Source organism: Telluria sp. LT2P80 (assembly GCF_059685955.1).
The window spans coordinates 712685-726932 of record NZ_JCASIO010000001.1 but is presented as its reverse complement, the minus strand read 5'-3'; the positions used below and the strand labels follow the sequence as shown (position 1 = coordinate 726932).

Below are 14248 nucleotides of genomic sequence, written 5' to 3'. Positions count from 1 at the left end.
TTACAACGGGGGATGTATGCGGCTGCTGCTGGTGGAAGACGATACGATGATCGGCGAAGTAGTGCTCGACCTGCTCAGGGCCGAGCACTACGCAGTCGACTGGGTCAAGGACGGCGAAATGGCCGACACGGCCCTGCTGCAGAACCAGAACTACGATCTGGTGCTGCTCGACCTGGGGCTGCCGCGCAAGGATGGCCTCGAAGTACTGCGCTCGATGCGCGCGCGCAAGGACCGCACCCCGGTGCTGGTCGCCACCGCGCGCGACTCGGTCGCCCAGCGCATCGCGGGCCTGGATGCCGGCGCCGACGATTACGTCCTCAAACCCTACGATCTCGACGAACTGCTCGCGCGCCTGCGCGCGCTGCTGCGGCGTGCTGCCGGGCGCGCCGAGCCGATTTTCGAATACCGTAACATCACGATCAATCCGGTCACGCGCGAAATCATGGTCGACGGCACCCAGGTATCGCTGTCGGCGCGTGAGTGGGCCGTGCTCGAAGCGCTGGTCGCCCGGCCTGGCGCCGTGCTGTCGCGCGCGCAGCTTGAAGAAAAGCTGTACAGCTGGCGCGATGAAGTCTCGAGCAATGCGGTGGAAGTGTATATCCACGGCCTGCGCAAGAAACTGGGCAGTGACCTGATCCAGAACGTGCGCGGCGTCGGCTACATGGTGCCGAAAGCATGAAAATGACGCACTCGCTGCGCGGGCGCCTGCTCTGGTTCCTGCTCGCGGCGATCACGATTGCAGCGGTGGCGCAGGCGACGATCGCCTACCGCACCGCGCTGCACGACGCCGACCAGATCTTCGACTACCACATGCAGCAGATGGCCCTGTCGCTGCGCTCGAGCACACCGCTGTCGAACGACGAAGCGCGCGCTCGGCAGGAAGCCGAAAGCGCCGGTGGCAACGACGACATGGTGGTGCAGATGTGGTCTCCCGATGGCGCCCAGATGTTCCACAGCGTCTCGCGTGCGCGCCTGCCGCAGCGCGCGGTGCTGGGCTTTTCGAACGTGCGCGCCAACAGCACGACCTACCGCGTGTTCTCGATCCAGACCTCAAATCAAACCGTGCAGGTAGCACAGGACCTGGCCGTGCGCCGCAATATGGCGGGCAATCTGGCCCTGCGTACGCTGGGGCCCATCGCGGTCATGATGCCGATCCTGATGCTGGTCGTGTGGTGGGTCGTGAGCGGCTCGCTGCAACCGGTGGCGCGCGTGCGCTCGCAGGTGGCGTCGCGCCAGGCCGACGATCTGTCGCCGGTTTCCGATACCGGCTTGCCCGACGAAGTGCGCCCGCTGGTGCAAGAGTTGAACCTGCTGTTTGGCCGCGTGCGCACTGCGTTCGAGGCCCAGCAGAACTTCGTGGCCGACGCCGCGCACGAACTGCGCACGCCGCTCGCGGCGCTGCGCCTGCAGGCGCAAAGCCTGGACCGCGCCGATACGCCCGAAGCGCGCCAGGTCGCGGTGGGCCGCCTGACGGCCGGCATCGACCGCGCCACGCGCCTGGTCGAGCAGCTCCTGATCCTGGCGCGGCAGGAAGCCACCGCAGCCGAAGGCTCGGCGGCCAAGACCCGGCCGGTGGACCTGGCCGACCTGGCGCGCCGCACCGCCGCCGACCTGGCCGGCGTGGCCGCCGCCAAGGGCGTCGATCTGGGCCTGCAGCAGGCCGACCCGGCCAGCATCGACGGCCAGCCCGACGCGCTGCAGATCCTGCTGCGCAACCTGGTCGACAACGCCGTCAAGTACACCCCGGGCGGCGGCACCGTCGACATCTCTGTGCTCAGCGGCGCCGGTACGGTGGCCGTGCAAGTGGAAGACAGCGGCCCCGGCATACCGCCGGAGGAACGCGAACGCGTGTTCGACCGCTTCTACCGCGTGGCCGGCAGCGAGGCCGCCGGCAGTGGCCTGGGCCTGGCCATCATCAAGGCGATCGCCGAGCGCCATGGCGCGGTGCTGACGCTGGGTTCCTCCGAGCGACTGGGTGGCTTGATGGCGACCGTCACGTTCAAGACGCCAGTACAGACAAGCCTCTAGCAGCGCAGCTCGTGATAACGCTGACGCAGGTTGAGGGTATCATGCGCCAGCGTCTCCCTTGAATCGCGCGCGGGCCCGAGCTGCTCGATGCGTTCGTTGTCGACGATCGCTGCTTCGAGTGCGCGGCATTCGCGCTGTGCTCCAGCATCCAGCGCTTGACGCCGCACTGCTGTGGCGTACTGCTGCTCGTTCATGCCCAGGAGGGGTTTCCAGATACGGGCCATGTTCTCCTGATGATATTCGCGCGCGACCGTCGCGCCCACGCGGGACGTGCCCGACAGCTTGTCGACACCGCGCGCGGGCACCACGTCGAGCCGCTTCGCGCCGAGGCACGGTACGTCGGTATAGGCGATCTTGCCAGCCACCTCACATTTGTAGATCGTGCGGCTGGGTGCCGGCAGCTGCGCATGCGCGGGCAGCGAGGCAAGTACCAACAACAGCTTGCCAGCGATGGCAGTCTTGATTCTGAATGGGATGGTGTACATGGTGTCTGCTGCCGCCTTGCTGTCAAGCCAGGCAGAATACCGCAGCAGGCAGGGGCAAAATAGCGTCAATTGTCACGCCGACGCGCTGTGCATACTCACGGTAAAATAACCGGTTTGGCGGCTTTTTGTCCGCCTGTCTGCATACCGGGAAACCCATGAACAAGAACATATTGGCTGCCAGCGTACTGGCGGCAACGGCCGGCCTGGCGTCAAGCCAGGACATCGTCAAGATCGGCCATGTGGCCGGGATCACCGGGCCGGTGGCCTACTTTGGCAAGGACACCGAGAACGCCACGCGCATGGCGATCGAACACCTCAACGCGCGCGGCACCACGATCGCTGGCCGCAAGGTGACGTTCCAGCTGGTGGCCGAAGACGACGCGGGCGACCCGAAACAGGCCACCAGCGTGGCGCAGAAACTGGTCGACGCCAAGGTGAATGGCGTGATCGGACACCAGACGTCGGGTACCACGATTCCGGCGTCGAAGATCTATCACACCGGCGGCATCCCGCAGATTTCGCCATCGAGCACCAGTCCGAAATACACGCAGCAAGGCTTCAATACGGCGTTTCGCACGATTGCCAACGACGTGCAGCTGGGCCAGGCCCTGGGCCGCTACGCGACCGGCGCCATGAAGGTGCGCCGCGTGGCTGTCGTCGATGACCGCACGGCCTACGGCCAGGGCCTGGTGATGGAATTTTCCAGAAGCCTGCAACAGCAGGGCGGCACGATCGTCGCGCGCGAATTCACCAACGACAAGGCGACCGACTTCAGCGCCATCGTCACCCGCATCCGCGCCACCAAGCCGGACATGGTCTTCTTCGGTGGCCTGAGCGCCACGGCCGGCCCGATGCTGCGCCAGATGAAGCAGCTGGGCATGAACGTGCGCATGATGGGCGGCGACGGCATCTGCTCGGACGAGATCTTCAAGCTCTCCGGCGGCACCATGGCCGACGGTCAGGTCGTGTGCGCGGAAGCGGGCGGCGTGCGCGGTGAAGGCAAGGCGGGCATGGACAAGTTCCGCGCCGACTACAAGAAGCGCTTCGGCATCGATGTGCAGATCAACGCACCGTATGCGTACGACGCGACGATGGTCATGGCCGATGCAATGGTCAAGGCCGGATCGGCCGCCCCGGCCAAGTATCTCCCATTCCTGGCCAAAGCCAATTACAAGGGCGTGACCGGGCCGGTGGCGTTCGATGCCCGCGGCGATGTGCGCGACGGAACGATCACCTTGTACGGGTTCAAGGGTGGCAAGCGCTCGCTGATCACGGTGACCAAGTAGGGTGGACGGCTGCGCCGTCCACGCGTTCAAACCAAGCCTGCGTAGCCACATCGCGATGACTGTTTGAACGCGTGGACGGGAAACCCGTCCACCCTACGCCACTAGATGCCGGAAAGTCGGTTCGATATTCTTCGCATGCAGATGACGCACGATGTCTTCTAGCGTCGCGTCTTTCAGCAGCAGGCCTTCCGGTAGCGCGGGCGCAGGCGTGGTTGCGCTGGCCACGACTGGCGTAGCGGTCAACGCTACTACCGGCGCCCTCACCGCGGCCGGTTCGAGCAGGCGCCACGCGTGCTCGAACTGCTCCGCATCGATACTCTCCAACCCCTCCAGGAATCCGGATTGCCCATTCGGCGGCGGCTGCATGTCCAGCCCCGGTTCGTCGGCAAACGACGCGCCCATTCCCGGGTGGATGAAGGCGGCCCATTTGCCGGTGCGCGGGTGCAGGCAGGGCGGCAGGGCGACCGGCGCGCGCACCGCGTCCGGCGCCAGCTCGACCTCGGGGAAGTACGCATCGCGCAGGCGTTCCAGAAAAGCCTGCGCGCGCTCGGCCGGCACCGGCGTGGCGAGCGACAACCACAAATAATAGGCGTCGCCGCCCGAGATGCTCACCGCCGGCGCGGGCAGTTTGAGCGTCGTCTGCAGTGCATTGGCCACTTCGCACAGCCGCGTCCAGTGCGCTTCACTGTCGGCGCCCTTCGTCTTGCGAAACGGGATCATCATGGCGCGCGTCTGGCCGTCGCCGCCCGTCAGGCTGACCGGCAGTGCAAGGATGTCGGACGGCAGTACATCGGCTGGAAGATACAGCCGCATCAATTCGGCAATCAGTTTGTGCATGGTGTTCTCGCTGGAAAGCGGGCATTTTGACACATCGCGTACGCCAATACCCTGTGGTACGGCGCCAACACCCATTCCTGCGTGAAAAGCCAGGCGATTACTTTTTCGTGGATTTAAAACGATTCCGACGAAAAAAACATATCGCAGAACTGGCTGCGATATTCTTTCAATCGCTTTCATAAGCAATTGCGCTATTTAAGTTATCGCAAATATTTACACCAAGAAACGCGCTGAACAAGCGTATGCAATCCGGTTGCAAACCATCTAAAAATATCGCATTCTCGTTTCCGGCATTCGATCATCAGAATGCACATTCAAATAAATATAACGGAGACCAGCGTGCATCACACCCTTTCCTCATTTGGAACATGGGCCGTATTGTCATCGGCCATGCTTCCTTCGTTCGTCGCTGCCCAGGCAGCGCCCACCCCGATCGTCTTCCAGAATGCAGCCGTGCACGACCCGTCGGTCATCAAGGTGGATGACATGTTTTATGTGTTTGGATCGCACCTGGCGGCTGCCAAATCGCGTGATTTGATGAAATGGCAGCAGGTCAGCGACGGCGTCACCGCGAGCAATCCATTATTTCTCAATGGCGCATCGAATGTATTCACCGAACTGGCCGAAACATTCAGCTGGGCGCAGTCGTCCACATTGTGGGCGGCCGATGTCAAGCGTATGCCGGACGGAAAATTTTACATGTATTACAACGCCTGCAAGGGCGATTCGCCACGCTCCGCATTGGGTATTGCGGTAGCGAATAATATCGAAGGTCCTTATGTCGACAAGGGCATTATTTTAAAATCCGGCATGTGGGGCCAGCCCAGCCATGACGGCACGATCTACGACGCACTGAAACACCCGAATGCCGTCGATCCGCACGTCTTTTCGGACCGTGCCGGCAAACTGTGGATGGTGTACGGCTCGTATTCGGGCGGGATTTTCATCCTGGCGCTCAATCCCTCGACCGGCATGCCATTGCCGGGGCAGGGCTACGGCAAGCGCCTGATGGGCGGCAACCACGCACGCATCGAAGGCGCTTACGTGATGTACAGCCCCGCAACGTCGCACTACTACCTGTTCACGTCCTTTGGCGGCCTGGATTCGACCGGTGGCTACAATATGCGCGTCGCGCGCTCGCTCAATCCGGACGGGCCCTATGTTGACGCCCAGGGCAACGACATGGCGGCTGTCAGATCCGACCCCACCAAGCCGCTGTTCGACGATGCATCGATCGCGCCCTACGGCGTCAAGCTGATGGGCAGCTTCCTGTTCGAGCGAAGCCTGGGCGACGCCGGCACAGGCATCGGCACCGGCTATGTCTCGCCGGGCCACAACTCGGCGTATGTCGATCCGGCCAGCGGCAAGTACTTCCTGATCTTCCATGCGCGTTTCCCCGAGCGCGGCGAGCAGCATGAGATCCGCACGCACCAGTTGTTTATGAATGCGGACGGCTGGCCGGTCGTCGCGCCGCGCCGCTACACGGGCGAGACGCTGGGGGCCGTGCGGCGCGAATTCGTGCAGGGCGACTACATGCTGGTCAATCATGGCAAGGACATCTCGGCCGCCATCAAGAAGTCGCAGTCCATCGCACTCAACGCCGACGGCACGATCACGGGCGCCGTGAGCGGCAGCTGGCTGCTCACCGGCAGCAACGGGATCGAGATCCGCCTGCCCGGCGCCTCGCCGTACAAGGGTGTCTTCATCAACGGCTGGGATGAAACGGCCAAGAGCCCTGCGATGACCTTCTCTGCGGTCTCGCGCGAGGGCGTCTCACTATTCGGTAGCCGGCTGCCGCCACGCACCGAGGCGCAGGTGGTCAATGCCGTCGCCGCAGAACTTAGCCTGGGCAACACGAGCGCCGTCACGGCCAATCTCGCGCTGCCCACGCGCGGCACGCGCGGCGCGGTGATTACCTGGACGTCGTCCAATCCGGCCGTCATCAGCAACACCGGGGTGGTGACCAGTCCGGCCAGCGGGGACGTCAATGTCACGCTCACGGCGCGTATCGCCAAGGGCAATACGGTGGTTACCAAGACGTTCGTCGTCACCGTGCGCAAGGCCGGCGGCCTGCTGGCCCACTACACCTTCGATGGCAACCTGGCCGACGCGAATGGCATCTTCGGTGCGGGCAGCGTGACCGGCAACCGGATCGACGCGCCAGGCGGCAGCATCGCCTTCGAGGCAGGTGTGAAGGGCAGGGCGGCCGTCTTCAACGGCGCGAGCGGCGTGCGGCTGCCCAATGGTCTCATCGCGAGCCAGAACTACAGCGTGGCGCTGTGGCTCAAGCCGGCGGCACTGACGGCGTTTTCGACCACCTTCTTTGGCGCGCGCACGACCGAATCCTGGGTCAGCCTGCTGCCGATGGGCCATGGGGGCGTGGGCGGCGCATCGATGCTCTGGTCGGGAACGGCCTGGTACGACGCCGGCCTTGGCATGACGATCCCTGTCGGGCGCTGGTCGCATGTGGCCTTCACCGTGCGAAACGGCGCGGTCAATGTGTATGTCGACGGCAGCAAGCGATTCAGCGGCGCGGGTTTCCCCAACGTGTTTACCGGCACCAGCGGCGTGTTTGCGCTGGGCGTGAACTGGTGGGACGCGCCATACCGTGGCGCGATGGACGATCTGCGCATCTACGGCTCGGCACTGAGCGACGCCGACATCGCGGCGCTCGTGCGCCAGTAACCCGCCACGCCTCTATCTCCACACATCAAGGAGCACCCTATGAAACACAGTATCCTTTCGTTCCTGCTGGCGGCATGCTGCGCGAGTGCGCACGCCGACGTCATTGGTTTTGACGACCTGGCCAGCAGCGAGACCGCGGTCATCGCCGACGGCTATGCGGGCTTCAACTGGACCGGCGTTGGCGTCATCGGCGCCGACGCCTATCCCGACAGCGGCTTTGCCAACGGCGTGGTCTCGGCGGCCAACGTCGCCTTCAACCATGCGGGCGGCACCGTCACGATCTCGAATGCGACCGGCTTCGATTTCATCGGCGCGTTCTTCACGTCGGCCTGGTATGAACAGGAACTCTCGTTCGAGGGCAGCCGTGCAGGCCAGTTGCTGTTCGCGACCGACGTGTCGTACGGGATCGACACGTTCGCGCCGCAGTGGATCGAACTCGGTTGGCGCGGCATCGACACGCTCACGATCTACAACAGCAGCGGCACGCAGTGGGCCATGGACGCCTTCACGGCATCCGCTACGGCGCCGAACACGGTGCCGGAGCCGGGGACGCTGGCGCTGTGCGGCATTGCTGCTGCGGGGTGGCTGGCGGCGCGCAGGCGCAGGCCGCTGCAGCGGGCGTAAACGCCAACGGCCTGCAATCGCTTGCAGGCCGTTGTTTCACCGCGCGATCAAATCAGATCAGAAGCGGTGCGCCAGGCGCGCGAACAGCGCCGCGCCATTCAGGCCGAACTGTACGCTCTCGTACTTGAAGCCGTTGTCGGTCTCGTTCGCATCCTGCACGGTCGGCTTGACGTCGAAGATGTTGGTGCCGCCCACCGTCAGGCGGGTCTTCTCGGTGAAGGCCCACGTGAAGGCCAGGTCGGCCGACGTCTTGGCTTCGTACTTCTGGTTCGGCACCGGTGGACCCGAGAACGTGCCCAGCGTCTGCGGACCGAAGTGGATCACGCGCAGCGCGGTTTCCAGCTTGCCCTGGACGTAGTCGAAGCCCAGCGTGGCCTTTCGGCGCGGCGCGCCTTCTTCGATGAACAGGCGCTCGCGCTCGGACAGCAGCACGTCTTCGAAGCCTGCCAGTGCGGCTGGCGCTTTCACGCGCTGCACTTCGGTCTTGCTGAAGTTTGCGGCCAGGAACGTCGTCAGGCGGCCGGCGGCCACGTTGGCGCGGTGCGAGACCGTCAGGTCCAGACCCTGCGTCTTGGTGTCGACCGAGTTGACGAAGAACTGCGCCTGGCCCACGCCCAGCTGCTGCAGCGTCGCGCCCAGCGCCGGGTAGTTGTCGGCGTCAAAGCGGCCCGACAGCACGATGCGGTCATCGATGTCGATGCGGTACAGGTCGGCCGTGACCGACAGTGCCTGCGTTGGCGACCAGGTCAGGCCCAGCGTGTAGCTCTTCGATTCTTCGTCCTTCAGTTGCGGGATGCCGGCGGCGGCCGCTACGCGCCCACCATTCGGCGCCAGCACGACGTCCAGTGGCTGGCCGCTGACGAAGTCGGTGAAGGTCGACGAGAAGTAGGCCTGCTGCAGCGACGGCGCGCGGAAGCCCGTGCTGGCCGAGCCGCGCAGCAGCAGGTCCGGCGCCAGGCGATAGGCGGCGGCGAGCTTGCCGGTGGTGGTCGAGCCGAAGTCCGAATAGCGCTCGTAGCGCAGCGCGGTCTGGATCTTGAGGCGATCGGTGAGATCCGTTTCGATGTCGACGTAGGCCGCGTTACTGTGACGGTCGGTGTCGGTTTCGTCGCCCGGCTGGAAGCCCGGGAAGCCCTGGCTGCCGGCGTTGCCGCCGATGCCCACGCCGTCGGCGTCGATGTACGAACCGGCTTCGCCGGCGAAGATCTGGTAGTTCTCGCGGCGGTGCTCGAGGCCGAACGCGACGTTCATGCCCTTGAACACATCGCTGTAGAAGCGGCTGATGTCGGCGTTGGTGGTCGCCTGGCGGAACGAGAACGCGCCCGCATAGAAGTGGTCGGCGCTGCGGCCCTGGCCGCCGCCAAGCAGATCGAGGTTGGCGATCGAGGCGTTGAGCGTGTTGGCGATGTTGTACTTCAGGCGGTTGTAGCCGTAGGTCTGCGACAGGTCGGCATTCCATTCGCCGGCCGTCCAGCGGTAGCCGACGGTGCCCCAGCGGTCATCGACCTTGCCGTTGATGAACGGGACGAAGCCGTCCGGGTACATTGCGGCCGAATTGCGCGATGGGATATCTTCCGAGCCCAGGCCTTCGCGGCCGAAGGCGGCCGACGAGGCATCGCGCTGCTGCACGCCGGCGGTGAAGTAGAACTTGCCGCCCGCGCCAGCCGGGAATTCGCCGTTCAGGTAAATGGTCTGGTTGTCGGCTTTGGTGTCGCCGATGATGCGCGGGTTGCCGGGCTCCGAGCGATTCGAGCGGCCGCGGTCCGAGTATTCGCCGGTGATGCCCAGCACGCCGCCACCGAGGGCCACGCCGCAGTAGGCCGATGCCTGCCAGTTCTCGCCATCGCCTTCGGTGTACTGGCCGTAGCCGGCCACCGATTCGCAGCCCAGGCTTTTCTTCAGGTCGATGTTGATCACGCCGGCAATCGCGTCCGAGCCGTATTGGGCGGCGGCGCCATCGCGCAGCACCTGCACTTCGCGGATCGCCATCACGGGGATGCCGTTCATGTCGGTGCCCGTGTTGCCGCGGTTGCGCGCACCGAACAGGTTCACCAGCGCGACCGTGTGGCGGCGCTTGCCGTTGACGAGCACCAGGGTCTGGTCCGAACCCAGGCCGCGCAGGGCGGCCGAGTCGATCAGGTCGGCGCCGTCTGCGCCGGTCTGGCGGGTCGAGTTGAACGACGGCGACAGGTTGCTCAGCACCTGCGCGAGGTCGAACTGGCCGCTTTGTTCGGCCGCTTTCGTCATCGGGATGAAGTCGATGGCCACCGGGGTGTCGGTGCTGGAGGCAGCGCCGACGCGGCGCGAACCGACGACGCTCACGCTTGGCACGACGGCGTCGGTGGTGATGGCGGGTGCGGTTTGCGCCTGAACGGCGACTGGGGCGAGAGCAAGGGAAGCAAGGATGGTGCTGCCATACAGACTGGACAACACGGAACGGGGCATGATTTTGAGTTTGAGCACTGGTTTCTCCGAAGGATGTTCGGATACTATCAATGGATCCTTCGATTACCGTTGCAATGTGGCATTAACACAACGTTCTTGTTGTATAACTTTGTATTATCAACTCGGGTGCATAAGTAATTTCCTGGGGTAAATAATGCACGTGCGGTAAAAAAGGTCGGCTATACTGTGTTTTTATACAGTATTTGTCATTTGACATGAGCCCGGCGTGACACAGCCTCCGACCAACCAGCCCCCTGCAGCCACGACCCTGCCGCCCTATGCGGAGTTGTTCTGCCTGTCGAACTTCTCGTTCCTGCAAGGGGCGTCGCATGCCGAGGAGCTGGTCCTGCGCGCCGTGCAGCTCGGGTACTTCGCGCTGGGGATCACCGACGAATGCTCGCTGGCCGGCGTCGTGCGCGCGCATGCGGAAGCAAAAGAGGCCGGCCTGCCGCTCATCATCGGCGCCCACTTTCATTTGCAGAACCCCGATGGCAGCCCGGCGCCGTCGCTGATCCTGCTGGCGCAGAACCGCGAGGGCTACGGCAACCTGTCTGAATTCATCACGCTCGGACGCACGCGGGCTGGGAAGGGCACGTACCTCCTGACACCCGATGACCTGGCCGACCCGGCACCCGAGAACGCGCACCTGCGCCACATGCCCGATTGCCTGGCGATCCTGCTGCCGCCGTATCCGGGGCACGAGGCGCAGGATGTCGACCGCCTGCATGCGCAGGCAGCGTGGATGGCGACCACCTTTCCGGGCCGCGCCTGGCTCGGCCTGACGTCGCTGCACCGCGCGTTCGACGATGCCCACCGCGCCACGGTCGAAGAAGTCGGCTGGCAGCACGGCTTGCCGATCGTGGCGCTGGGCCACGTGTGCATGCACGTGCGTTCGCGCAAACCGCTGCAGGACACGCTCACCGCCACGCGCCTGAACAAGGCGGTGGCCGACTGCGGCTACGGGCTGGCGCAGAACGCCGAGCAGCACCTGCGCTCGCGCCTGCGCCTGGCCAATCTGTACACGCCTCAAGTGCTGGCCGAGACGGTGCGCGTGGCGCGCCTGTGCACGTTCTCGCTCGACGAACTGCGCTACGAATACCCGGACGAAGTGGTCCCGCCCGGTCACACGGCGGCGAGTTTTTTGCGCGCCGAAACCTGGATCGGCGCGCACCGGCGTTTTCGCGACGGCATCCCGGCCAAGGTGCAGGCGCAGATCGAGCACGAGCTGGCGCTGATTTCCGAGATGCGCTACGAGCACTACTTTTTGACGGTGTACGACATCGTGCGCTTCGCCCGCTCGCAGCACATCCTGTGTCAGGGCCGCGGTTCGGCGGCCAATTCGGCCGTCTGCTACTGCCTGGGCATCACCGAGGTCGATCCGGCCCGCGCCAGCCTGCTGTTCGAGCGCTTCATCTCGCGCGAGCGCAACGAGCCGCCCGACATCGACGTCGACTTCGAGCACCAGCGGCGCGAAGAAGTCATCCAGTACATCTATAACAAATACGGGCGCGATCGCGCGGCGCTGGCGGCGGTGGTGATCAGCTACCGCCCCAAGAGCGCCTTGCGGGACAGCGGCCGCGCGCTGGGGATCGACCTTGGCATCGTCGAGAAGGTGGCCAAGACCCACCACTGGTTCGACAGCCGCGCCGACCTGCTGGGCCGCCTGGCCGAGAGCGGGCTGGATCCCGAGGCGCCGCTGTCGCGCCAGTGGGCCACGCTCGCGCAGTCGCTGCTGAACTTCCCGCGTCACCTGTCGCAGCATCCGGGTGGCTTCGTCATCGCGCGCGGCAAGCTCTCGCGCCTGGTGCCGATCGAGAACGCCGCGATGGCGGACCGCAGCGTGATCCAGTGGGACAAGAACGACCTTGAGGAACTAGGGCTGATGAAGGTTGACGTCCTGGCGCTGGGCATGCTGTCGATGATGCGGCGCGGGCTGGAGCTGGTGGGCCAGCGCTACGGCAACGTGTTCGAGATGCAGGACATCCCGGCCGACGATACCGCCACCTACGACATGATCTGCCAGGCCGATACGGTGGGCGTGTTCCAGATCGAATCGCGCGCGCAAATGAGCATGCTGCCGCGCATGCGCCCACGTGTCTTCTACGACCTCGTGATCGAGGTGGCCGTGGTGCGCCCCGGCCCGATCCAGGGCGGCATGGTCCATCCCTATCTACGGCGCCGTCAGGGCTTCGAGCCGGTCGTGTATCCGAGCGCCGAGATGAAAGTGGCTCTCGAGCGCACGCTGGGCGTGCCGATCTTCCAGGAGCAGGTGATGCAGGTGGCGATCCTGGGCGCGGGCTTCACGCCGGGAGAGGCCGACCAGCTGCGCCGCGCGATGGCGGCCTGGAAGCGCAAGGGCGGGCTGGAACACTATTACGAGCGCATCACGACCGGCATGCTCGAACGGGGCTACACGCTTGAATTCGCCGAAGCGATCTTCAGCCAGATCCAGGGCTTCGGCGAATACGGCTTTCCCGAGTCGCATGCGGCCAGCTTCGCGCTGCTGGCATATGCCAGTTCATGGCTCAAGTGCCACGAGCCGGCCGCCTTCCTGTGCGCGCTGCTCAACAGCCAGCCGATGGGCTTTTACAGCCCGTCGCAACTGGTGCAGGACGCGCGCCGCCATGGCATCGAGGTGCGGCCAGTCGATGTCGCCGTCAGCGGCTGGGATTCGGCGCTCGAAGAATACGATCCGCACGAGCGCACGCGCCAGCCGGCGGTGCGCCTCGGCCTGTCGCTGCAGCGGGGGATGAAGGTCGATGCGGCCGAGCGCATCGAGCAGGCGCGCGCCGTGCGGCCGTTTGCCGATGTGGCCGACCTGGCGCGCCGCGCGGGCCTGGACCGCAGCGACCTTCAGGTGCTGGCGGCGGCCGGCGCGCTGCAGTCGCTGGCGGGGCACCGGCGCGAAGCGTTGTGGGAAGCATCCGGCGCCGCGCCCGACAAGGACCTGCTGCGCCCAACGGTGCCGCGCGAAGAGGCGCCGGTGCTTGCGGCGCCAAGCGAAGGCGAAGAGATCGTGGGCGACTACCGCGCACAGGGTCTCACGCTGGGCCGCCATCCGCTGGCGCTGCTGCGCGAACGCCTGCTGGCGCAGCGCTTCCTGCCAGCGTCGACGCTGATGGATTTCCAGAACGGCCAGCTGGCGCGCGGCTGCGGCCTGGTGACGGTCCGCCAGCGCCCAGGCACCGCCAAGGGCGTGCTGTTCCTGACGCTGGAAGACGAAACCGGCAACGTCAACGTGATCGTGTGGCCATCGCTGGTAGAGCAGCAGCGCCGTGAGGTCCTGAGCGCACCGCTGCTCGGCGTCTACGGCATCTGGCAGCGCGAGGGCGAAGTGCGCCACTTGGTCGCCAAGCGGCTGGTGGATCTGTCGCACCTGCTCGGTGCGCTCGACACGCGCAGCAGGGATTTCTGCTGATGCACAGCCGGGGTCACACAGCCGGGGTCACACAGCCGGGGTCAGGTCTGACATTCGGACACGACCTCAGCCTTGGTCACCTCCAAAAGACTCCAAAGCCGGGGTCAGGTCTGACATTCGGACACGACCTCAGCTTTAGTCACTTCCAAAAGTCTCTTGCCCAGTATGAGCATGGCTCTGTGCCAGCTAGTTCCGACTACTCGACTGTCGAGATCGTGTCCGAATGTCAGACCTGACCCCGGCTTTTCTGTCGAGATCGTGTCCGAATGTCAGACCTGACCCCGGCTTTTCTGTCGAGGTCGTGTCCGAATGTCAGACCTGACCCCGGCTTTGGGAACCGAATGTCAGACCTGACCCCGGCTTTGGGAACCGGCTTTTCTTCTGGTCGCCAACTTTCCTGTAGCGGCAGGCCGCTGCGTTGATAGAATGGTCATTGCGTA

At 64.9% G+C, this 14248-nt stretch carries 9 protein-coding genes; 6 read left to right on the top strand and 3 right to left on the bottom strand.

All coding sequences use genetic code 11. The annotated features are described in order from the left end of the window. Window positions 1-16 precede the first annotated feature (16 nt). Window positions 17-679: a response regulator gene (locus AC56LW_RS03225; RefSeq protein WP_258835222.1), complete on the top strand. Its 663-nt coding sequence runs from the start codon at window positions 17-19 to the stop codon at window positions 677-679. Further along, window positions 676-2028 carry an ATP-binding protein gene (locus AC56LW_RS03220; RefSeq protein WP_332531433.1) on the top strand — a complete coding sequence of 451 codons (1353 nt, stop codon included), beginning with the start codon at window positions 676-678 and terminating at the stop codon, window positions 2026-2028. The genes AC56LW_RS03225 and AC56LW_RS03220 overlap by 4 nt, the downstream gene beginning before the upstream one ends. On the opposite strand, the gene AC56LW_RS03215 is transcribed toward AC56LW_RS03220, so the two are convergent. Further along, entirely contained in the window at window positions 2025-2513 is a 489-nt protein-coding gene (locus tag AC56LW_RS03215; protein WP_499631556.1) for a hypothetical protein, read from the bottom strand. The two genes, AC56LW_RS03220 and AC56LW_RS03215, sit on opposite strands and share 4 nt — an antisense overlap. Window positions 2514-2668: 155 nt before the next feature. Between AC56LW_RS03215 and AC56LW_RS03210 the strand changes: the two genes are divergently transcribed. Further along, the gene (locus tag AC56LW_RS03210; RefSeq protein WP_499631553.1) at window positions 2669-3799 is read left to right on the top strand and encodes a branched-chain amino acid ABC transporter substrate-binding protein; all 1131 of its coding nucleotides are present in this window, start codon (window positions 2669-2671) and stop codon (window positions 3797-3799) included. 93 nt (window positions 3800-3892) lie between these two features. Here AC56LW_RS03210 and AC56LW_RS03205 read toward each other — a convergent pair whose 3' ends face one another. Then, window positions 3893-4636, bottom strand: a complete 744-nt coding sequence (locus AC56LW_RS03205; RefSeq protein WP_499631550.1) for a hypothetical protein — start codon at window positions 4634-4636, stop codon at window positions 3893-3895. Window positions 4637-5026: 390 nt separating this feature from the next. On the opposite strand from AC56LW_RS03205, the gene AC56LW_RS03200 reads away from it, so the two are divergent. After that, on the top strand, window positions 5027-7321 hold the full coding sequence (locus AC56LW_RS03200; RefSeq protein WP_499631547.1) for a family 43 glycosylhydrolase: 2295 nt from the start codon (window positions 5027-5029) through the stop codon (window positions 7319-7321). Between the two features lie 39 nt (window positions 7322-7360). Beyond that, a complete protein-coding gene (locus AC56LW_RS03195) occupies window positions 7361-7945 on the top strand; it encodes a PEP-CTERM sorting domain-containing protein (protein ID WP_499631544.1) in 585 nt (194 codons plus the stop codon). 57 nt (window positions 7946-8002) lie between these two features. Here AC56LW_RS03195 and AC56LW_RS03190 read toward each other — a convergent pair whose 3' ends face one another. Further along, entirely contained in the window at window positions 8003-10408 is a 2406-nt protein-coding gene (locus tag AC56LW_RS03190; protein WP_499631542.1) for a TonB-dependent receptor plug domain-containing protein, read from the bottom strand. Window positions 10409-10616: 208 nt separating this feature from the next. On the opposite strand from AC56LW_RS03190, the gene AC56LW_RS03185 reads away from it, so the two are divergent. Next, window positions 10617-13808: an error-prone DNA polymerase gene (locus AC56LW_RS03185; protein WP_499631539.1), complete on the top strand. Its 3192-nt coding sequence runs from the start codon at window positions 10617-10619 to the stop codon at window positions 13806-13808. The last annotated feature ends 440 nt before the right edge of the window (window positions 13809-14248 follow it).